The 19,961-nt window shown below is 58.3% G+C and carries 19 protein-coding genes; 4 read left to right on the top strand and 15 right to left on the bottom strand.

Going from position 1 to position 19,961, the window contains the following annotated elements; translation table 11 throughout:
- Nucleotides 1-65: 65 nt before the first annotated feature.
- From GOB85_RS14805 to GOB85_RS14785, 5 genes are all read right to left on the bottom strand, one after another.
- Nucleotides 66-947 carry a terminase large subunit domain-containing protein gene (locus tag GOB85_RS14805; RefSeq protein ID WP_173578258.1) on the bottom strand — a complete coding sequence of 294 codons (882 nt, stop codon included), beginning with the start codon at nucleotides 945-947 and terminating at the stop codon, nucleotides 66-68.
- Nucleotides 948-987: 40 nt separating this feature from the next.
- Nucleotides 988-1,446 (bottom strand): hypothetical protein, encoded by a 459-nt coding sequence (locus GOB85_RS14800; protein ID WP_173578257.1) that lies wholly within the window; start codon nucleotides 1,444-1,446, stop codon nucleotides 988-990.
- A gap of 21 nt (nucleotides 1,447-1,467) precedes the next feature.
- Complete coding sequence (locus tag GOB85_RS14795) at nucleotides 1,468-1,899, bottom strand: hypothetical protein (RefSeq protein WP_173578256.1); 432 nt, start codon at nucleotides 1,897-1,899, stop codon at nucleotides 1,468-1,470.
- Nucleotides 1,900-3,248: 1,349 nt separating this feature from the next.
- Nucleotides 3,249-3,890 (bottom strand): LysE family translocator, encoded by a 642-nt coding sequence (locus GOB85_RS14790; RefSeq protein ID WP_173578255.1) that lies wholly within the window; start codon nucleotides 3,888-3,890, stop codon nucleotides 3,249-3,251.
- On the bottom strand, nucleotides 3,890-5,035 hold the full coding sequence (locus tag GOB85_RS14785) for an MFS transporter (protein ID WP_173578254.1): 1,146 nt from the start codon (nucleotides 5,033-5,035) through the stop codon (nucleotides 3,890-3,892). The genes GOB85_RS14790 and GOB85_RS14785 overlap by 1 nt, the downstream gene beginning before the upstream one ends.
- Before the next feature lie 95 nt (nucleotides 5,036-5,130).
- Here GOB85_RS14785 and GOB85_RS14780 point away from each other — a divergent pair, with 95 nt between their 5' ends.
- Nucleotides 5,131-6,081: a 4-(cytidine 5'-diphospho)-2-C-methyl-D-erythritol kinase gene (locus GOB85_RS14780; RefSeq protein WP_173578253.1), complete on the top strand. Its 951-nt coding sequence runs from the start codon at nucleotides 5,131-5,133 to the stop codon at nucleotides 6,079-6,081.
- Nucleotides 6,082-6,206: 125 nt separating this feature from the next.
- Nucleotides 6,207-6,617 carry a hypothetical protein gene (locus tag GOB85_RS14775; RefSeq protein ID WP_242011539.1) on the top strand — a complete coding sequence of 137 codons (411 nt, stop codon included), beginning with the start codon at nucleotides 6,207-6,209 and terminating at the stop codon, nucleotides 6,615-6,617.
- 239 nt (nucleotides 6,618-6,856) lie between these two features.
- Here GOB85_RS14775 and GOB85_RS14770 read toward each other — a convergent pair whose 3' ends face one another.
- From GOB85_RS14770 to GOB85_RS14725, 10 genes are all read right to left on the bottom strand, one after another.
- Nucleotides 6,857-8,092, bottom strand: coding sequence for a cation:proton antiporter (locus GOB85_RS14770; protein ID WP_173578251.1), 1,236 nt, complete (start codon nucleotides 8,090-8,092; stop codon nucleotides 6,857-6,859).
- Nucleotides 8,093-8,221: 129 nt separating this feature from the next.
- Nucleotides 8,222-9,244, bottom strand: a complete 1,023-nt coding sequence (locus GOB85_RS14765; protein ID WP_242011538.1) for an SDR family oxidoreductase — start codon at nucleotides 9,242-9,244, stop codon at nucleotides 8,222-8,224.
- A gap of 99 nt (nucleotides 9,245-9,343) precedes the next feature.
- A complete protein-coding gene (locus GOB85_RS14760) occupies nucleotides 9,344-10,213 on the bottom strand; it encodes a phosphatase PAP2 family protein (RefSeq protein WP_173578250.1) in 870 nt (289 codons plus the stop codon).
- Between the two features lie 172 nt (nucleotides 10,214-10,385).
- Nucleotides 10,386-10,985, bottom strand: a complete 600-nt coding sequence (locus GOB85_RS14755; protein ID WP_173578249.1) for an IMPACT family protein — start codon at nucleotides 10,983-10,985, stop codon at nucleotides 10,386-10,388.
- 9 nt (nucleotides 10,986-10,994) lie between these two features.
- A complete protein-coding gene (rsmD, locus tag GOB85_RS14750) occupies nucleotides 10,995-11,561 on the bottom strand; it encodes a 16S rRNA (guanine(966)-N(2))-methyltransferase RsmD (RefSeq protein ID WP_173578248.1) in 567 nt (188 codons plus the stop codon).
- A 131-nt stretch (nucleotides 11,562-11,692) separates the two neighbouring features.
- On the bottom strand, nucleotides 11,693-12,478 hold the full coding sequence (locus GOB85_RS14745; RefSeq protein ID WP_173578247.1) for a pseudouridine synthase: 786 nt from the start codon (nucleotides 12,476-12,478) through the stop codon (nucleotides 11,693-11,695).
- Nucleotides 12,479-13,397: 919 nt separating this feature from the next.
- Nucleotides 13,398-14,120, bottom strand: coding sequence for a gamma-glutamyl-gamma-aminobutyrate hydrolase family protein (locus GOB85_RS14740; protein ID WP_173578246.1), 723 nt, complete (start codon nucleotides 14,118-14,120; stop codon nucleotides 13,398-13,400).
- A gap of 95 nt (nucleotides 14,121-14,215) precedes the next feature.
- Nucleotides 14,216-14,986 carry a glucose 1-dehydrogenase gene (locus GOB85_RS14735; protein WP_173578245.1) on the bottom strand — a complete coding sequence of 257 codons (771 nt, stop codon included), beginning with the start codon at nucleotides 14,984-14,986 and terminating at the stop codon, nucleotides 14,216-14,218.
- A 206-nt stretch (nucleotides 14,987-15,192) separates the two neighbouring features.
- A complete protein-coding gene (locus GOB85_RS14730; protein WP_173578235.1) occupies nucleotides 15,193-15,342 on the bottom strand; it encodes a hypothetical protein in 150 nt (49 codons plus the stop codon).
- A 543-nt stretch (nucleotides 15,343-15,885) separates the two neighbouring features.
- Nucleotides 15,886-17,154 (bottom strand): D-amino acid dehydrogenase, encoded by a 1,269-nt coding sequence (locus tag GOB85_RS14725; protein ID WP_173578244.1) that lies wholly within the window; start codon nucleotides 17,152-17,154, stop codon nucleotides 15,886-15,888.
- 493 nt (nucleotides 17,155-17,647) lie between these two features.
- Between GOB85_RS14725 and GOB85_RS14720 the strand changes: the two genes are divergently transcribed.
- Entirely contained in the window at nucleotides 17,648-18,106 is a 459-nt protein-coding gene (locus GOB85_RS14720) for a hypothetical protein (RefSeq protein ID WP_173578243.1), read from the top strand.
- On the top strand, nucleotides 18,103-19,545 hold the full coding sequence (locus GOB85_RS14715; RefSeq protein ID WP_173578242.1) for an MFS transporter: 1,443 nt from the start codon (nucleotides 18,103-18,105) through the stop codon (nucleotides 19,543-19,545). The genes GOB85_RS14720 and GOB85_RS14715 overlap by 4 nt, the downstream gene beginning before the upstream one ends.
- Nucleotides 19,546-19,961: the final 416 nt, after the last annotated feature.

Genomic DNA, 19,961 nt, shown 5'->3' with positions numbered 1-19,961 from the left:
TACTGCGCTCGGGTGATTTCAGTCCAGGCCATCTTGATCTCATCAGGTTATCGCAAACCCATGAATCATAACCCGCTGAAATCACTCAACTCATTTTCGGTCAGACACTTAGATGTTGGCAGTATAATTTCATCTATCTGACAAGAAATTACCTCGTCGTTTTCTCCTGCTTGTTCCTGCCAGATAGTGGCTGACATTGGATTGACGTTGAAATCAAGACCAACGTGAACGGGATAATTGGAATCATAAAATACATTTTTTAGTGATTTTTCCCGGGAAAATGCATAAATACATCGCCCTGAGAATGTTTCGAATGAGGCTTCATACTCCTGCCTGAACTGTCGTATATCGAGACATTTCCTTGCACTTTCGATCTCCGCCGCAGGAACATTTCCTCCATCAAGTGTTGTATAAGAACACGACCACCACCCGGACTCTTTATCTGTACCCTCCTGACCCTTCAGGTACAAATCATGAAAATGATCTCTGCCTTTTGGAGTTCCTATAAAAAGTGCATGGCCTTGCGCTGTAGACAACATTGGTCGGATAACTTCCGACCAGGCTTCCGGCCTGACATCAGCCCACTCGTCGCCTAAAAAGAAAAAAAGTCCGGCCCCTCGTAAAGCATCATAATTTTCCAGGCCTACGACTCTTACGATATGTCGGTAGGGTTCAATCTCCATGGTAAGATCTGATTCCCGTGGAGACGACCTTAGCCACATGTTCGGTATTATGTTTTTTAAACGAGGCCAGAATATTTTCTTTGCCTGTTTATATGTTGGTGCCCCGTACCATATCTCATTTTCAGGACTGATTTTTTTTGCTACGGCAATTTTTATAGCTCGCCGCATTTCCTCCGCAGCCTCGAATGTTTTACCAAATCTTCGACCGCAGACAGCCACTCTGAAACGTGATTCCGATTTCCATCCTGCACTGTAAATATTCATTTGAGGATTTGTTAACGGATGTCGTTTGTCAATCGAGCGTCTATTTCCTGCCAATGTCGATTACCTCTGGCGGCGGATCTGATTCTATTTCCATTTCAATCGTCTGCACCTCGTTCAAAAACTTAGGACTCACAGAACGTACAATATCACTCCTTTCTGCTCTGGCGAGCCTGTTCGAACCTTCTCTTAGCACTGCGGCAATAAGTTGCGCATTGGGTACCCGATCGACAATCGGTTGCCCATCTGTATCTGTGACAATTTTTCCCTTTTCGCCTCGCCTGAAACCAGGAATACCTGCAAAAGCCAGTTCACGAACAGAAGATGTCAGTTCATCGTGAAACAGGGATCTGGCCATTGTGAGACGTTCCCGTTCTTCGGGGTTTTTTTTAAGAAAATAATAGAGATCATCTAATGGTCGCCCCACAAGCCGCATGCAATGGGAACTGTTTCCCGTCTTGACCACACAATCACAAAGCGCAACAAATTCGCCCAGTGTCATAGGGTTTCGAACGCGCTTCATTTAAAGACTGGCACGACGCGTTGGAGCACGCTTCCCATTCCATACTGAGGCTGAACCAGCCATCACACCAACCGAGAGAGCAAGAGGGCTTTCAAAGCTTCCTCCCCTGGTATTTTCACTACGACGTGTGTTATATTCCATGACTGATACTGCTTCTATATCATCAATATCCTGAGAATGCAGATGTCCGCAAATTTTCATCTCACCGTTAATCGGTGATCGCCCTATGATACATAGGGCATGAATACCATTACGCATAAGACTTTCATCGCTTAAAGATTCGACTTTCCTTACGATAAAAAGCGCTCGGTGATTATATTCAATATTAAGCTCGACAGGCACAAATATGATTTGTTCAGCCTTTGTTTTTTCCAAAACAATAGCATACCGGTCTCTAAACTCTATAATGTCTCCTCGACATATTTTACTCATCCGCACAAACCTCTCCTGACCACAAATGATGAAAGTGAACTTTCGTTTTGGTCTCTGAAGAATGCTTTCATTCCAATCGCCTCACATGTTATGTCGCTGCCTGTTCGCAGTGGCTCCCATCCTGCCTGTTGCCGGCGCATCGTTGCGTTCTTCATTGCACCACTCGATATCCCCATGTGAACAGAAAGTCTGTGTATATAGCTACGACTTACACCCAGTTGCTTTGCTATAGCCCTGATTGACATTCGTTTTTCATGGCAAGATGGAAGAGCACGAGTACAACGAACTCTTTCCGCATCTTCAAATTTTTTCGCCATTTTCCATCACCTGTGCGCGAATGCATGACCCTATTCTACAATAATAAATTATATTTATTGCCGATACGGTATTTTAATTCGCATATAAAAGATATTATTACTTCCAGGACATCATAAAATTTTTTGATACCACCACATCTTCTTAACTGTCTCTATGATGTAGTCCAACTCGCAAGATCTGTAAGTTGTCTGCTGCAAGCTCATTCGTAGATAAATCCCTATCCAGGAGAAGCAAGAACTCCATATGAGTATTTTATGGCACCATAATGTTCATTTGGCAATTATAAATTCGTGCCAAAAATAAATTAAATGAGGATTCGTATAAGAAGCTGTTTCAAAAGCCTTCTCGCTGAGCGAGAGCGCCCCTGAGAGGTATGACCGGCATGTGTTTTTGAGCACGGAAGCGTAACGGCCGTGCGGCCGTGAGCATCGGAGCGCAGAAAACGCGCGTCGGATCGCCAGCAGTGAGGCTTTTGAAACAGCCTCCAGCTCTCCACTCAAAGCTCAGTTCGACCTGTTGCTGGTGGAGTGTGATTTTTTGTGGGGTGCCTCTGTTCGGTTGGGCGGGAGCAAAAACGAGAAATGATCGAACCACAGCGTCACGGTCTGTCGATCGTGCGGCTGTGTTCCAGGGGGTGTCATGGTTTTGTTCCGGACCCATTTCGTCAGCGTCGGAGCACCAATGCCCAAACCCTGAGCAATACGCTCACGCGACAGACTGCTGCTCAGGGCCAGACGAACCGCTTCGCGTTTGAATTCCGCCTTGCAGACATGTTCTATTCCAGTTCTCCTTTGAAACCAGCTGCGGCCAAAGGTCCGGAATAAAACTATGACACATCCAGCCTGCGTACCGGTGATCGCGTTCCTCACCGGATCATCTGCTATCGAACCAGCGCCACCCGGAGGGACGGCCAGATGCATTCCCCATCGCGGAATGGGGCAATTTGCTATAAATCATCGACCTGGAGACTGTGCAGCCTGCAAAGCGATACCGGGCTGAAACAACAATATCTTTCTTATTCGCCCAGACAGCTACGTCGCCCCCGCCACACGCACCCGCAGCAGCAAGACCCCGAACCCGACAAAAATCCCGCCCGTCACACGGTTAAACAGCCGCTTCATCGCCGGCCGCACCAGAAACCGCGACAGCGACTGCCCACCGAGTGCATAAACCGCGTACCAGAACATCTCCGCCAGCATGAACGTCACAATCAGCACAGCAAACTGCGGCCCGTGCGCACGTGACGGATTCACAAACTGCGGCAAAAACGCCGCTGCAAACAACAGCAGCTTCGGATTACTGATCCCCACAGCAAACCCGCCCCGAAACAACAGTCCCACAGAGAAAGACGGCGCCAGCAGCGTGTCCACCCCGACATCCACAGGCGAAACCTCCGCCCGCCACGCCCTCACACCCAGATAAATCAGATAAGCCGCTCCACCATAACGCAGAATCTCAAACGCAGCCGGCACCGCCAGCAGAAACGCCGTCAGTCCCACAGCCGAAGCCAGCAGCACAACTCCCATCGCCGACAGACACCCCAGCATCGCCAGCACCGAGCGCTTCACCCCAAGCTCCACACTCCGCCCCATGATATGCAGCATGTTTGGCCCCGGCACCGCACACAGCACAAATACCGTCGAAAGAAACAGCCACCACGTCGCCAGACTCATCACCCTGCCTCCCCGGAACCCACATCCGTCTCCACACACCCGGACGCCACAGCAACAAAAACCAGCAATCCCGCTAATACGAGAAACGCCACCTTCAGGCCTGCCACACCGGCAAGCAGCCCGATCAGAACAGGCCCCGTCAGAATCCCCGCATAACCCAGCATGGTCACCGCCGCGACCGCCAGATGATCCGGCATCACCTGCTGCCGCCCCACCGCACTATACGAAATCGGAACGATATTCGCACAACCCAGCCCCACCAGCGCATAACCGAAAAAAGCAACAGCGGTCACCGGAATCAGCGACACGATCAGAAACCCCTCCATCGCCAGCCCACTCCCCAGCAAAACAACCCGCGCCGCCCCCAACATCCCGACAATCCGGTTCCCCAGAAACCGCCCCACCGTCATCAGCGTCGCAAAAACCGCAAACCCCCACCCCGCCTGCCCGACCGCCACATGCCGCACCGTCGTCAGAAACACACCACTCCAGTCAAGAACCGCTCCCTCCGCCAGAAACGAGACAAAGCAAATCCCGCTCAGACTCCACACCACCCCGCGTGGCATCGCGAAAACCGGCCCCACGCCGCTCTCCTCCCGTTCCGCCAGCACATCCCGCCAGACCGATCCCAGCCCGAGCACCATCACCCAGGACGCACTCAGCGCCGCAGCCAGCGGGGAAAAACGGACAGCAAACAGCAGCGCCATCCCACCGGCACCCGCAATTCCGCCCACGCTGAACAAAGCGTGAAACCCCGACATCAATGGCCGCCCGGCCCGACGCTCCACAACAATACCCTGCATGTTCGTCGCCACATCCAGCGCCCCGACACCCGCTCCGAACAGCAGCAGACATACCCCGAGCATCGGCACAGCCGACACGACGGCAAGTAAGGGCAGAAACCCCGCTGCCAGCAAAGCCGCGCCCGAAATCACCATCCGGCACCCGAAGCGTCCCGCCAGCACTCCGGATACCGGCATCGCCACCACGGACCCCAGCCCCAGGCAAAGCAGCAACACCCCAAGTCCGCCATCCGACAACCCGACCCGCACTTTCATGAACGGAACCAGCGCAGCCCAGGCCGCAAGCCCAAATCCGGCAAGAAAAAAGCAGATTTCCGTACTGGTCCGGGCGCGCCTCAACATCAGACCATGCTGGCCACAAATCTCTCTGCTGCAAAGCGGTCTTTCTGGCCCGCATCTCCTTTCCGCGCTAAGAGACCGCAGTCCGCAGCAGCGGAATGACAGGACAAAGCCCGCCCGCCGGGCCAGCAGATCGGAACGCGCCCGTGAGTCTCAGCGAAACCGCACACGCCAAGATCAATCTCACCCTGCACGTGACAGGCAAACGTCCCGACGGGTATCACATCCTCGACAGCCTCGCCGTCTTCGCCAGCGCCGCCGATACACTGAGCTACATCCCCTCCGGCTCCCCGCTCTCCCTCGAACTCACCGGCCCCTTCGGTCAGACCCTCGCCACCGAAGCCTGCGATGACAATCTCGTTATCCGCGCCGCCCGCCTCCTCGCCGAAGGCAGGACCGTCGAACAGACCGGTCGCGTCATCCTGGAGAAAAATCTTCCCGTCGCCTCAGGCATCGGCGGCGGATCAGCCGACGCCGCCGCAACCCTGCGCCTGCTCGATCGCGTCTGGGGCCTCAACACCCCCGCCGACCGCCTCCACACCATCGCCACCCGCCTCGGCGCCGACGTTCCCGTCTGCCTTGCTCAAAAACCTGCCCGCATGGGCGGCATCGGCGAACAGCTCAGCCCCGCTCCCACTCTGCCCGATTGCGGCATGATCCTCATCAATTGCGGCGAAGCCGTCTCAACTCCCGCCGTCTTCAGAGCCCGCGTCAACACCTTCTCACCGGCCGCCAGCTTTCCAGCCTCCTGGCCTGACGCAAAAACCATGGCTACCGATCTCGCCCGGCTGACCAACGACCTCGAAGCTCCCGCATGCGAAATCTGCCCCGCCATCCGCACCGTCCTTACCACTATCGCCAGCCTCCCGGACTGCCGGCTCTCCAGAATGAGCGGCTCCGGCGCCACCTGTTTCGGCCTGTTCGACTCCCCTGATGCCGCCCGCACCGCTGCGCAGGCCCTCAGCAGCAACCCGACAGCGGCAACCTGGTGGATTCAAGCCGGCCCGCTCGCCTCACGATCCCTGACCGACGTGACACAAAAAAACTGATGCAGCGAACAACTGGCGCAACAGGCGAATGTCCGGCATGATACAAGGTCAACGCCACCAGAATGGCGCTCCCGATACGCATGCGCCGTCCAGAAACGATGCATCAAGCGAGAATGGTGCCCAGCATGGCCAAAAGCCCGAAATCGACAGAACCTCATGTGCACATCGAACCATCGGAAGACAGAACACACGCCGCCCTTACACTGACCTCGGGTAAGCAGAATATCGCGCTGGAGATGAACCTCGCAGACATCACCAGCCTCATCAGCGCCCTCGGCGCGGTGCGGAACGGTATGGTCACAAACACGACCGTCCCTCCGATCGAAGGCGTCAATGTCACCCCCGTCCGCCGCACCAACTGGGCCCTGCAGCTTGACCGCGACACACAGGGGTCCGTCCTCGCGTTCCAGCACCCCGCCTATGGCCCGGTCGGCCTCGTCCTCACCCCCGCTGACTCAGCCCGCCTGATCCAGGGTCTCGACATGCACCGCAAACTCAACGAGCACACCTGGAACACCTCCGGGCCGGCAAACTGAACGCCGACCCGCCGCCCACATAAGCCGAACCGGGATAGTTGTACCGGTCAGCCGTAACCAGGCCACTTCAGACGCGCCGCAGATAAACATCGATCTGAAAAACGTCTTCGCATTCCCGACAGAAAACATCCCGTTCTGTCAGTCCGCAATCCCAAAACACACCGTAAATCTCATCACCCATTCCGCAGGTCTGAGACAAAGAACGACAACCTTTTCAGCCACCCACACAAAACCAGACATCACGGATAAAGCCGCTTCGCCACCCGCTCCATCGTCAGCCCCTGCACAACAATCGTAAACACCACGACGCCATAACACAGCGGCAGCAGCGTATCCCGCAGCGCTCCCGCCGGGAGACCCAGCGCCAGCGCCACGGAAATACCACCCCGCAACCCGCCCCAGATCAGCACAGCAATCGCCCGCCTGTCCCGACGCAGATCAAGCGGCAATACCGCCAGCCCAACACTCAGTCCCCGCGCCACCAGCGACAGCACAATCACCACCAGCATTCCTGCCAGAGCCCCATATCCAGGCGAAACCGCCAGAATTTCCAGCCCGATCAGCAAAAACAGCAGAACATTCAATGCCTCATCGGTCGTCGACCAGAATGCGCGCAACGCCGCGCGCGATTCATCCTGCATCGAACTCTGACCAAACTCCGTGGCCAGACTCATTCCCGCCACCACCACAGCAATCGGCCCCGACATATGCAGCGCATGCGCCAGGCTGTACGTTCCGGTAGCCAGCGCCAGCGATGCCAGAAGATCAATGTCATGGTCATGCGCTTTCCGAACCAGAAACAGCATCCCAACCCCGGTCAGCGCCCCCAGCGCCGCACCGCCGCACGCCTCCAGCAAAAACCGCTCAATCACTTCCTGCGTTGTCACGTGAGATGCATCACCCGTGGCCAGCCCGATCGTCGCGCCAAACACAACAATCCCGATGCCATCATTAAACAGGCTTTCCCCCGCGAACACCGCCTGCAACGGTGCCGGCAATCCGGCACGACGCAACATACCCACTACAGAAACCGGATCAGTCGGCGCAAGAATGGCGCCGAGAATCACACACCAGGATAAAGGCACCGGCATCCCCACCAGGGGCAGCAACAGCCATGCCGTCATGGCCAGAATCAGCACCGCAAGAATCGTCCCGGCCAGCGCCAGAACAGCAACAGGCACCCGACGGGACAATAAAACTTTCGGATTGACCTGCATCGCCCCGGCAAACAGCAACATCGACAGCGCGCCATCAAGCAATGACGTCGGCAGATCTACCGTCCCGAGCAGGGACAGCATCATCCCATGCACATCATAAATCGGAATAAACGGACCCGCCGCCAGCAGCCCAAGCGAAAACAACAGCGCGATCACCATCACGCCAATGGTAATCGGCAGCCGAAACGTCCAGTAATTGATCAGCGCAAACAGCGTCGACAAAGTAAAAAGAAAGCCAAGAACACCAAGCGTACTCATGGACTCCGCGTCCCCTTCACTTCAGCCGCACAACGGAAATCCACTACCGAAAACCTTCGGTCACCCTCCCGGCAAACCGGCGTCAGACCCGCCACCTGATCGCTCCGTACAGGCAACGCCCGCTGCTATTTACCGTTCCCGACGGCCCCCGCGATAATGCCAGAGACCGGCTGCCATTCCCAGCCCACCAGCCCCCGCCACCAGCCATTTCGCAAAACGCGGGAGCGGCGCACAGAGAAATACAGGCGTCAGAGACGTCGCCTTCCGCGTCTCCTGATCAAAATGCCCATGCGCGGAAAACGACCCGGGAACACTGACGTCCAGATCCGATGGCGCATCCGCCGCCGCCCGCATGCTCTCCATCTGCGCATAATATCCCAGACGCGCCCGCCGCCGGCGCATCATGCGCGGCAAAAACGCATTCAGCGCCCGCGTCACCTGGCCACCAACCCCGATCCACACTTCGTCGCAATCATAAAATGCCGCACGGCAGATGGCTTCACCCGCAACCTCCGGCTCATAAACCGGCGCCACCGGCCGCAGCAGACGCCCCGTCAGATTCCGTGTCCAGCCATAACGCGGTGTATTGAGCGCGGGCAGATGCACCAGCGCCACCCGGATACGATCCCCGTCATGCAGGATCTCAGTCCGCAAACTCTCACAAAAACCACGAACCGCCCCACGGGCACCACTCTCCGCCGCCTGCATCGGCAAACTCTGCAAACGCGGCGCCAGATCCAGATTGACGATCACACCCTTCCCGCGACGACGCATCCGACGCAGCGCCGCCATCGTCCCGTACACCGTGCCCAGATACGTCACCTCAGTCGCGCGCCGCACATCGGCCGCGTCCAGTTCGGCAACCGGCCCCGTCACAGTCGCGCCCGCACAGTTCACCCACAGCGCAACCGGTCCAAGTTCCGCCTCGACCCGATCCGCCGCAGCCTCCACAGCTGCCGCGTCGCTCACATCCACAGGCACACATAACGCCCGGGCTCCGGCCCGCTCCAGCGCCACGGCCGCCGCACTCAGCCGGGTCTCATTCCGCCCCAGCAAAGCCACGTCAAACCCGGCCCGTCCCAGAGCCCGCGCCGTCGCGCGCCCCACACCCGCGCCAGCCCCGGTCACGACAGCAATGCTATGCGACATCATCCACTCCCCTTCAGATCACGCGGGATGTGGTCTCAATTCCACCACACAGGCAAGCCCGGCTCGCGCAGGCCAGCCTCCGGAAACCTTTCCGCCAGACGATTACTGCACAACGCGCCGGGACAGGAAAAAGAGCCCGAAAAACAGAACGGCTCCGCCAGCGACGTCAGCAAAGTAATGCCCTCCAACAAGAATGGTCGAGAGCAGAACCAGAACAACGTCAACAAAGACCATCCCGTTAACAAGCCGGTTTCCCCGCAGAAAAAACAGCGTCATCAGCGCCATCACCACGTGAAAGGAAGGAAACGACACCACGCCGCTCAAAGCCGCCGGTGAGATGCCCGGGAGACGACCGGAGTGATAAGCCTCGAATGGCCCTTTAAAATAAACCCCGGCCCCGACGGGAAAACGGCGCATGATGTCCGGCGAAACACCGTGATACAGAACAGTGCCAATCGCCGGGAAAAACAGGTTAAAGAGAGAACAGGTCATCGACCCGACTGAAAAAATAAAACACAGCCTGTAAAGACTCACCTCGTCTTTTCTGAGCCCAAGAATAAAAATTGTCAGAATAATTCCTGGAACTGTCAGATTATAGACGACACCCCATACATGGTTGAACACATCGAACGACGCAAAAAATACAATCACCCGCTCGGTGTGCAAACCAAACCAGTGGTCCCAACCATCAAGCTGCGCGTCTGAAAGCGGCGCCCCGACACGCAGGGCGGCAAGCGCTGAAAACCCCGCGCAATACCCGGCGGCCAGGAAAAAAATCAGCCCCTGGCAGATCAGCACCAGGATCCGACTGCGAACGATTCTTGCCGCAATAACCAGAAGACCGAAGAGAAACAAAAATAACCCGAAAAATAACCCATCCATATGCAGCACAGAATTCGTCGCATGAAGCACCATACCGGTTATGATGAGTAAAACGACCAGAACAATACTGTTGACCCTGAGCCCATCCACGAAACGACGTCTACCCGGCGACAAATTTGCGATGGTTCCCCTTACAATCCCCCGATTGCCGACATGTTAAGATAACCGGGAAGACATGGCACAAACCCGAAGCCCCGCTCTCTCCTCACCGAACAAAGTCTGAACACCGCACCGGGGCATGGTCAGCGGAATCATGCCGCATTTACAGCTCCGCCTCCTCCACAACCCTGCCCGCAATCCGCCCGCTCGTCAGATCCGCCAGCCGCACCAGCACCTCCGGCACCACGTCACACGGCACCGCGACAACATAAGCCGCCCCCTCCGCATCAAACGTTTCCGACTCAACCAGCGCTCCCAGCGACGGCAGCCGCGCCCCCACCAGCGCCAGATCCGAAAACGGACAGTGAAACGAGATCCGCGTCCGTTCGACAATCTCCTCCCGCGCCGCCAGCCGCAGACACTCCGCCGCCGTCCCGCCATAGGCCCGGACCAGACCACCCGCACCCAGCTTGATCCCGCCAAACCAGCGCGTCACCACAACAGCAACCCGGTCCAGCCCCTGCGCCTCAATCACCTGCAAAATCGGTCGCCCCGCCGTCCCACCGGGCTCATCCGCATCATACGAGCGATACTGCGCCCCGATCTTCCATGCCCAGCAATTATGCCGCGCCTCTGAATCAGAAACCTCCCGAATAAAAGCCAGCGCCTCTTCCTCGGTCCCGACCGGCGCCGCCTGCGCAATAAACCGGCTCTTCTTTATCTCTTTTTCAAATAGTGCCGTCCCGGTCAGCGTCTCAGCCATCGCCCCGCGTCATCCCGCCTCACCGCCAGCCCGCCAGACCCACAGCCGTGCCGCGCCGTGCATACGCTCAGCCAGAATTTCCACCCCCTCAACCGGCGCTTCCTCATCCCGCCCGGTCTCCACCACGATCAGCGCGTCCGGCGCGATCCATCCCGCTCCGAACAGCGCCGCCAACGCCTGGGCGGGCAATCCCAGCCCGTATGGCGGGTCAAGGAATACCAGGCCGCACGGTGCCACAGCCCGCTTCGGCCTCAGCACGCTGCCGGCAAAAACCTGCGCCATCTCACGCATCCGACAGCCGGCAAGATTTGCCCGCAATGCCCCCAGCGCCGCCCGGTCAACCTCAAAAAATGTGCAGAACGCCGCTCCGCGCGACAGCGCCTCCAGTCCCAGAGCCCCGGTCCCGGCAAACCCGTCCACCACCCGCGCGCCTTCAATGCACTCCATCCCCCCCCAGGGCGCATGAAGCAGCATGTCAAACAACGCCTGCCGCACCCGGTCCGCCGTCGGCCGCGTGGCACTCCCGAAAGGCGCTTCCAGCACGCGCCCCCGTCTGCTTCCCGCAATAATCCGCATCAGCCAGCCTCGCGGGGCACTGCCCCGTCCACCGGCAGGAAGCGCAGCCTCCTGCCTCTCATTGAATCAGAAAATAACTCAAAGAGGCCGCGCCCCTTCGCAGGTGTCAGCGCAAAGCCCCGAAGAAAAAACTACCGCCGCTTCGCCGCATCCGGCTCCACATCCCGCGGAATCTGGGCCTTAATCACCCGGGACTGAACCTCCTCCAGTTCCCCGGGCTGCAACTCCCCGAGCGGAAACGGCCCGTACGAAGTGCGGATCAGCCGGCTCACATGCAGGTTCAGCCCCTGCATCACCTTCCGCACTTCGCGGTTCTTGCCCTCGCGCAGAGAGACCGTCAGCCACGCATTATCGCCCTTGCGCGAGTCCATCGCCGCCTCGATCGGGCCATACTTCACGCCGTCAAGAACACTGCCCTTCGCAAGTTCCGCCAGCCGCCGCTCATCAACCACGCCAAACACGCGCACCCGATACCGCCGCAACCAGCCGTTGGACGGCAACTCCAGCTTCCGCGCCAGCGCCCCGTCATTGGTCAGCAGCAGCAGGCCTTCACTGTTCAGATCCAGCCGCCCGACACTCACAACCCGCGGCATCCCCTCCGGCAGCGACTCAAACACCGTCTTCCGCCCCTCCGGATCGCGGTGCGTCGTCACCAGCCCGTCCGGCTTGTGATAGCGCCAGAGCCGCGTGCGATCCGGCCCGTCAATCACCTTGCCATCAACCGCCACCGCATCAATCGACGTCACAAACGTCGCCGGATGCTCCACAACCGTCCCATTGAGCGAAACCCGCCGCTCCTCAATCATCCGCTCCACATCGCGACGGCTCGCCACACCACTCCGCGCCAGCCACTTCGCAATCCGCTCACCTTTCGCGCCGCTATCCTGCGCGCCACCGTCCTGCACCTCTTCGCTCATCACCGTTCTCCCCCGGACAAAAACTCTGCGTCAGGGCTCTCGACCGTGCAACGCTGATGCGGTTCCCATAGAACAAACTCCCGCGCCGGTATATGGCAGCCACAAGCAGGCGCGTTCACCAGCCATGCTGCGCCGTGGCAGGGCCTCGGCCCGAACCGGCAAAGGGGTGCATGCCCTCAGATCCCTGCTTATAAAAGAAGGCTGTTTCCCGAAACAACCGGGGCTGGCAGATGTCAGGGCAGAAGTAGGCAGGTGAAAGCAGCCCTGCCCCAAACTCGGAACAGGTCGCCGCCCCCATTCACCTGAAATCATTAAAATAAACAGTTTGCAAAGGATTGGCGGAAGATCTGACTCTGCCCGAACCTGGCACGGACCGCAGGCTCCTGCACCCCGATGTATTTATAATACAATGGTTTGCAAAGGCTCTGTTGTCATTAAGTGTTGGCTCCTTCCCAGGGCTTTGCCCTGGAACCCACCAAAGGTCACAGACCTTTGGAAACATACTTATTTATCAACAGATTGGGGTGAAGGGGTCCGCGACCCCTTCCGGGTTCGGGCAGAGCCCGATCTTTTTCTAACCCTTTGAAAAAATCACAGATCAACACCTAACGACAACAGAGCCTTTCCAAAGGCTCTGTTGTCGTTAAGTGTTGGTTCCTTCCCAGGGCTTTGCCCTGGAACTGACCAAAGGTCACAGACCTTTGGAAGCATGCTTATTTATCAACAGATTGGGGTGAAGGGGGCCGCGACCCCTTCCGGGTTCGGGCAGAGCCCGATCTTTTTCTAACCCTTTGAAAAATCACAGATCAACACTTAACGACAACAGAGCCTTTCCAAAGGTCTGTGACTTCTGGTGGCCCCGGGACAAAGCCCTGAGACAGCGCCAGCACATAACAACAGGAAACGACACCCTGTCCTCTCAACCCCGCGCCGCCGCAACAAACGCCGCGAACAACGCCCGATCCCCGGGATCAATCGAAAACTCGGGATGCCACTGCACCCCGATACAAAACACCGCCTCAGAGTCCTCAATCGCCTCGATCACTCCATCTTCAGCACGCGCCGACACAACCGCCTGCCCCGGATCACGTACCGCCTGATGATGCGACGAATTCACCGCCATCGAAGCCCGCCCCACAATTCCCGCCAGCCGCGTCCCCGGCACAACCGAAACACAATGTCCGGCCTCATCCCGCGGGTTCGGCTGCTCATGCGGCAACGCACCCGGGATCGCTACCTCAATGTCCTGATACAACGTCCCGCCCAGAACCGCCGCCAGCAACTGCATCCCGCCACAAATCCCGAATACCGGAATCCCCCGCGCCCGCGCCGCCTCAATCAGCTTCAGCTCCGCCTGTGTCCGACCAGGCTTGAGCAGCGGCGTCCGCTCATCCCGCGCTTCGCCATACAGCGCCGGATCAATATCAAATGCCCCACCGGTCACAACCAGACCGTCCAGACGGGACACCACCTCTGCCGCCAGACACGGCATATGCGACAATGCGACCGGCAATCCGCCAGCCTTCACCACCGCACTCATGTAATTCGCCCGCACAGCATACCAGGGGAAAGCCGAATACTGCCCTGGGCCGCCAGGCTCCTGATCGAGTGTCACACCAATAAGAGGAAGAGAAGCCGTCATGCCGCTCCCATAAAACAAAGCCTCACGCCAGTATATGTCCGGTTCCGATATGTCCGGCTCCGGCCGGGACCGCAGAGCCCCGAACAACGATCGCCCTACTGAGCCGTATATCCGCCATCAATGACCAGCTCACTGCCCGTCATAAACTTCGACTCATCGGAAGCCAGAAACAGAATGCCATAAGCAATGTCATCCGGCTCACCCAGATGACCGATCGGATGCAGATCAACCAGTTTCTGCCGCGCCGCCACCTGATCCGCCGTCCCGCCCGTCAGCCCCTGCACCATCGGCGTCCATATATAGCCGGGATGAACCGAATTCACCCTGATATTATAACCGGATTTCGCACAATGCAGCGCCGCCGACTTTGTGAAAATCCGAACCCCGCCCTTGCTCGCATTATAAGCCGCCAGCGTCGGATCGCCGATCAGTCCCTCAATCGAGGACAGATTGATGATCGACCCGCGCTTATGTGGTTTCATCGCCTCAACAGCGTATTTCGTGCCAAGGAAAACACCGTCCAGATTGATCGACTGAACCCGTCGCCAGTCCGCGAGACTCGTGCTTTCAACCGTGCCGGTATACGCAATTCCGGCATTGTTGACCGTAATATCAAGCTGCCCATATACCTGAAGAACTTCAGCAATAACCCGCTGCCAGTCCTCCTCGCGCGTCACATTCAGCTCCGTGAAGATGGCCTCACCACCAGCCGCCTTAATTTCGGCTACAGTCGCCTGCCCCTCTGCGACCTTCATGTCACTGACGACAACCCTGGCACCTTCACGCGCCAGCAACTGCGCCGTGGCCTTGCCAATCCCCAGTGCAGCACCCGTCACAAGAGCTGTTTTTCCCGATACGCGTCCCATAGCAGCCGTCCCCAACATATGTTGAGAAAACACACAACAGGTCACATCGTTCCGCAATGACGTGCGTCAAAATCTCAGACAGAACCGATTACGCTACGGCCATCCGCAAACGCCACGGACACTTCATCACAGCGCCCGTCGGCACGACGCAGAAGCCAGCCACACCGGTCGTCCGGCTCCCCCACCGCAACAGGACAGACCTGAACTCAGAGTCCGTCCGACGCAGCCGCTTTCGGCGCTCCGGCATGATGTCTCACATGCTCATGTGCGACCGGATTGCTGGAACTGATATGCTCCGACGCGGCAAAACCAAGGCCGATCGCAGCAGCAGCCAGAACAAGTGTCAGACTATGCATGACTGTCTCCTCCCTGCGCCTCATGGTCCTTCAGAACACCGGATCCGCGGAAACCCATCCCGCATGTCAACCAGCGTCCTGCCTTCATTACTCCGGCAGACGTTACAATTTAGGTAACACCGCCGTAACGCATTGTGATCTCCCCTGGTTGCCAGATCAAGGCCAAACTATGGCAGAAATCATATTTCTGTATCGAAACTTCCCTGGAAACGCCCTCGAGACCCCGCCCGGACCAGCCATCGTCCGCCAGCCTCCTCCATTTCACAGAAGGCAGAACACCGTCCTGAAAAGGCACGATCCGTCCTCCGGCACCTTTACAAAGGCTCTGTTAGCATTGTGTGTCGATCTGTGATTTTTCAAAGGGCTGGCCATAATCCGGGCTCTGCCCGGACCCGGCAGGGACCGTCACGCGAAGGCGTGCTGCGCACGACGGCCCCTGCACCCCGATTTGTTTATAATAAAATGGTTTCCAGAGGTCTGTGACCTTTGGTGGGTTCCAGGGCAAAGCCCTGGAAAGGAGCCAGCACTTAACGACCACAGAGGCTATGCAAACGCGCGGACGTAGCGATCCACGGACAGATCCAGCACAGGGATGTTTGGTTTCCGACCGTGGATCTGATCGGCGAGGATGCGGCCCGAGCCGGCAGCCATGGTCCAGCCCAGGGTGCCGTGACCGGTATTGAGCCACAGATTGCCGAACTTCTTTGACGGGCCAACGATCGGGGTTCCGTCAGGCGTATTTGGACGCAGGCCGGCCCAGTAGGTGGCCTGGGAGAGATCACCTCCGCCGTAAAGTTCCGAGAAGGAGAGTTCGAGCGTTTCGCGCCGGTCGGGGCTGAGGCGGAGATCGAAGCCGGTCAGTTCCGCGGTGCCGCCGATGCGAATGCGGTCACCGAGACGGGTAATGGCGACCTTGAAGGTCTCGTCATTGACGGTGGAGACCGGGGCGCGGTCTTCGTCGGTGACCGGGAGGGTGAGCGAGTAGCCTTTGACCGGATAGACCGGGAGGCGGATGCCGAGGGGCCGGAGGATCTGAGGGGAGTAGCTGCCGAGGGCCAGAACGTAGGCGTCGGCGGTGAGACGGCCTTCGCTGGTGCGGACGCCCAGGATGGTGTCGGCGGAAGCATCGATGGCCTCGATGGTGGTCTCGTAGCGGAAGGTAACACCGAGTTCTTCCGCTTTTTGTGCGAGGCGCTGCGTGAACATGTGGGCGTCCCCGGATTCGTCACCGGGGAGATAAAGACCGCCTTTGAGAAGGGCTCTGGCGCCTTTGAGGCCTGGTTCGCGTTCGAGGATCTGATCGACGGTGAAAAGATCGTGAGGGATACCGCTGTCGCTGAGGAGGCGCATGTCTTCGCTGGCGTGGCCGATCTGAGTGTCGGTGCGGAAGAGCTGGATCAGGCCTTTCTGACGGTCATCGTAAGTAATGCCGGTTTCATCACGCAGGGCCGTGAGACAATCACGGCTGTATTCGGCGATGCGGAGCATGCGGGACTTGTTGATGTCGTAATCATGCTCGTTGCAGTTCAGCAGCAGGCCGCCGATCCAGCGGAGCATGGCCATGTCGAGGGCTTCAGGGCGGATGACGAGCGGGCTGTGCCTGCCGAGCATCCATTTCAGCGCCTTGACCGGCAGGCCGGGAGCGGCCCAGGGCGTGGAATAGCCCGGAGAGACCTGGCCGGCATTGGCGAAGGAAGTTTCCAGTCCGGCTGCGGGCTGGCGGTCGATGACTTCGACCTCGTGTCCGAGTTTGGCCAGATACCATGCGGTTGTGACACCAATGACACCGGCACCGAGGACGATGACTTTCACCGGGGATTCCTTTCGGCATTCTGGATGGGCAGCGAATTACGGGGCTCCTGATTAGGCCGGGGAACGAAGGGCGTCCAGCGAGGTTTACTGTCGGCGGATAAGCCGTGTCTTCAGAAACGGGGGCGAGCAAATTATTTTTTGAGGTGGAGCGTGACGGAGACCGGACCAGTTCGGGGACGTAGCGGGTTCTGAAGGCGATTCCAGACTGTTATGGACATTATTGTTTTGATTCCGGACTATTTTCCAGGGGTGGATTCCGCGTTCGGGGCTGAACGGCCGGCATGCCTTATCCGGAACGTCACTCTGTCTCTGATCCGCTGTGCAAGTGTGGTTTTCCACGTTTTGCCTGCCGGCCCGCGGGAAGCATCCATGACGGCCCGTCATCTCTCCGCGTCCGAAAGCACAGACGGATGCAATGCCGGCAGACGACCTGCCGGTCTTGACGTGGCCTGTCTCAGGGAACACTCCGTGAGCTAAAGTAAGGTAGAATGACATGAAACGGCAGTTCGGTATTTTTGGTCTTGCAATGGCTCTGATGGTCGGTGGCGCGATGCCGGCACTGGCTCAGAGTGTGACGGATGGCAGCGGCAGGAGTGACGCTGCGCAGGCGGCAGTTAAGGCTGTGGCAGGGCATTTCAGGGCGCCTCAGGACGTTCGGTTTCGCAAAATCCATACCGGGAACAAGGGTGCGGTTTGTGGCGAGGTGACAGGTGACGGCGCGACTGTCTTTTCGACATTTGGCGTTGTGTCAGGCGAAGAGCCGGTGATGTTCGAAAATCAGAAGATTCCGGCGGCTCTGGATTTTAAAGAGGTCAACACCTGGCTGAACCGCAATGTGGCGCTTGAGGATCTGGAAGAGATGGGCTGCGTGCCGAAAGGAACTTACATGCGCTATCGTGACCGGCTGAATAAGGTGATGGAGACACGGAAAGAAAACACCTCGACGCGATGAGGCGGGAAGACGACATTCTGCCAGACGTGACTGAGGCGTCTTCCACTCCGGTACGCCGTTATTCACCAGCTATTGCCCTTGTGCTGGCCCTTGCCGCGTTCATGCAGAATCTGGACGGGGCGATCATCAACACATCGCTGCCGCAGATGGCGCGGTCCTTCGGGGTGACGGCGCTGGATCTGTCGCTGGGGATTACGGCGTATATGCTGGCATCCGCGGCGATGTCTCCCCTCGCCTCATGGCTGGCGATCAAGGCTGGCGAACGGCGGGTGATGGTCCTTGCGATGCTGGTGTTTACGGCAGCCTCCGTATGGTGCGGGCTGGCGCGCGGACTACCGGAGTTTGTTCTGGCGCGAATTGCTCAGGGGCTGGCGGCGGCGGTGATGAGCCCGGTCGGGATGACGATCATGCTGCGCTATACGCCGAAATCCGAACTGATGCGGGCGCAGTCGGTGACGGTGTGGCCGGCTCTGTCGGCACCGGTGATCGGGCCGGTTCTGGGCGGGTATATTACACAGACGATCGGGTGGCAGTGGAATTTCTGGCTTAATCTGCCGGTGGGGCTGATTGCCGCCCTTGCCATTCTGAAGGTTGTGCCGCCAACGCCGCCGGAGGATGCGCCGCCACTGGACTGGAAAGGACTTGTTCTGTGCGCGGTGGCGCTGACCTGTTTGCTGGCGGGATTTCAGCGCTCGCCCGAGCCGGGAAGTGAGCGGTTTCTTGCCTTTGGACTTATGATCTCCGGTGCTGTGGCAGGCGTGTTCGCGGTGCGGCATCTGCGGGCGCATGAGACGCCGATTTTGTCGCTGGAGCCTTTGAAACGAGCGAGCATGCGCTATGGGGCGCTGTATCCGGGGCTGGTGTTCCGGTGTCTGTTTTCCTCGGCGCCGTTTCTGCTGCCGCTGCTGTTTCAGATCGGGTTCGGGCTGTCTCCGGCGGTCGCCGGAAGCTGGATGCTTGGATATTTCTGCGCCAATCTGGGCCTGAAGCCGTTTACATCCGCTATTTTGCGGCGGTTCGGATTTCGGAATGTGTTGTTTTTCAACGGGCTTCTGGCGGCGCTGTCGCTACTGGTCTGTGTGTTCGTGAGCCCGCACGAATCTGTATTATTGCTTGTTCTGACGCTGGTTTTCGCGGGAGCGACACGGTCGATGGAGCTGACGGCGCTGTCGACGGTCATGTTTGCGGATGTGTCGGCTGATGAGCGGCGGGCGGCAGCGGGAGTCTCGTCGATTTTGCAACAGGCGGCATCGGCGGCGGGGGTTCCGGTGATGGCGTTTTGTCTGTCGGTGGCGCAGACGGCTTACGGGCACGCGCATCTGGGGCTGGCGGAGCTGCGGGTGGCGTTTCTGGTGAGCGCTGTTCTGGCGCTGGTCGCGGCTGTGGGGTTTGCGAGGATGCCAGAGGGGCTGGGGAGTGAGATGACAGGACGGGTTTGAGGCTTGTGTGTCAGGCCCTGCCTTTTCTTTCGTCTGTCGCTCAGACGCCGGGATCTCCGGGATGAGTCAGCATTGCTTCGGCACGGTCACGGACGGGTCTTTTCGGAAAAAACAGATAACCATACGGAACACTCCGTGGCTGTGAAACGTAGAGTGAGAGATACTGTTAAGAGAAGACAATAAAACGCTCCGGTTTCGTAAAATCCTTTCCGAAACCATTTACGTTGAACGCGTATAAATTCTGTATTGAATTGTCTATGCAACTCACACCAAAGGGTCCGGCTTTTGACCTGCGTGAGACCGGCCGGGGGAGGAGAAGGACTGGCAGGGCTCTGCTCTGGAACCCGGTAAAGGCTCGCTGTTGCAAACCGTTTTATGATCAGCAAACCGGGTGCAGGGGCCTGCGGTCCCTGCCG

Origin of the sequence: Acetobacter fallax (assembly GCF_011516735.1) — a bacterium.
In the GTDB taxonomy this organism is placed as follows: Bacteria; Pseudomonadota; Alphaproteobacteria; order Acetobacterales; family Acetobacteraceae; genus Acetobacter; species Acetobacter fallax.
This window is presented reverse-complemented; position numbering and strand designations above follow the sequence as displayed.

Excerpts from the sequence above, each read along its gene's own strand:
- GOB85_RS14745 (WP_173578247.1), bottom strand. The coding sequence starts at position 12,478 with ATGAGCGAAGAGGTGCAGGACGGTGGCGCGCAGGATAGCGGCGCGAAA.
- GOB85_RS14775 (WP_242011539.1), top strand. The coding sequence starts at position 6,207 with ATGGCCAAAAGCCCGAAATCGACAGAACCTCATGTGCACATCGAACCA.
- GOB85_RS14755 (WP_173578249.1), bottom strand. The coding sequence starts at position 10,985 with ATGGCTGAGACGCTGACCGGGACGGCACTATTTGAAAAAGAGATAAAG.
- GOB85_RS14720 (WP_173578243.1), top strand. The coding sequence starts at position 17,648 with ATGAAACGGCAGTTCGGTATTTTTGGTCTTGCAATGGCTCTGATGGTC.
- rsmD (WP_173578248.1), bottom strand. The coding sequence starts at position 11,561 with ATGCGGATTATTGCGGGAAGCAGACGGGGGCGCGTGCTGGAAGCGCCT.
- GOB85_RS14730 (WP_173578235.1), bottom strand. The coding sequence starts at position 15,342 with ATGCATAGTCTGACACTTGTTCTGGCTGCTGCTGCGATCGGCCTTGGT.
- GOB85_RS14795 (WP_173578256.1), bottom strand. The coding sequence starts at position 1,899 with ATGAGTAAAATATGTCGAGGAGACATTATAGAGTTTAGAGACCGGTAT.
- GOB85_RS14740 (WP_173578246.1), bottom strand. The coding sequence starts at position 14,120 with ATGACGGCTTCTCTTCCTCTTATTGGTGTGACACTCGATCAGGAGCCT.
- GOB85_RS14785 (WP_173578254.1), bottom strand. The coding sequence starts at position 5,035 with ATGTTGAGGCGCGCCCGGACCAGTACGGAAATCTGCTTTTTTCTTGCC.
- GOB85_RS14735 (WP_173578245.1), bottom strand. The coding sequence starts at position 14,986 with ATGGGACGCGTATCGGGAAAAACAGCTCTTGTGACGGGTGCTGCACTG.
- GOB85_RS14790 (WP_173578255.1), bottom strand. The coding sequence starts at position 3,890 with ATGAGTCTGGCGACGTGGTGGCTGTTTCTTTCGACGGTATTTGTGCTG.
- GOB85_RS14715 (WP_173578242.1), top strand. The coding sequence starts at position 18,103 with ATGAGGCGGGAAGACGACATTCTGCCAGACGTGACTGAGGCGTCTTCC.
- GOB85_RS14770 (WP_173578251.1), bottom strand. The coding sequence starts at position 8,092 with ATGAGTACGCTTGGTGTTCTTGGCTTTCTTTTTACTTTGTCGACGCTG.
- GOB85_RS14805 (WP_173578258.1), bottom strand. The coding sequence starts at position 947 with ATGAATATTTACAGTGCAGGATGGAAATCGGAATCACGTTTCAGAGTG.
- GOB85_RS14800 (WP_173578257.1), bottom strand. The coding sequence starts at position 1,446 with ATGACACTGGGCGAATTTGTTGCGCTTTGTGATTGTGTGGTCAAGACG.
- GOB85_RS14765 (WP_242011538.1), bottom strand. The coding sequence starts at position 9,244 with ATGATGTCGCATAGCATTGCTGTCGTGACCGGGGCTGGCGCGGGTGTG.
- GOB85_RS14780 (WP_173578253.1), top strand. The coding sequence starts at position 5,131 with ATGACAGGACAAAGCCCGCCCGCCGGGCCAGCAGATCGGAACGCGCCC.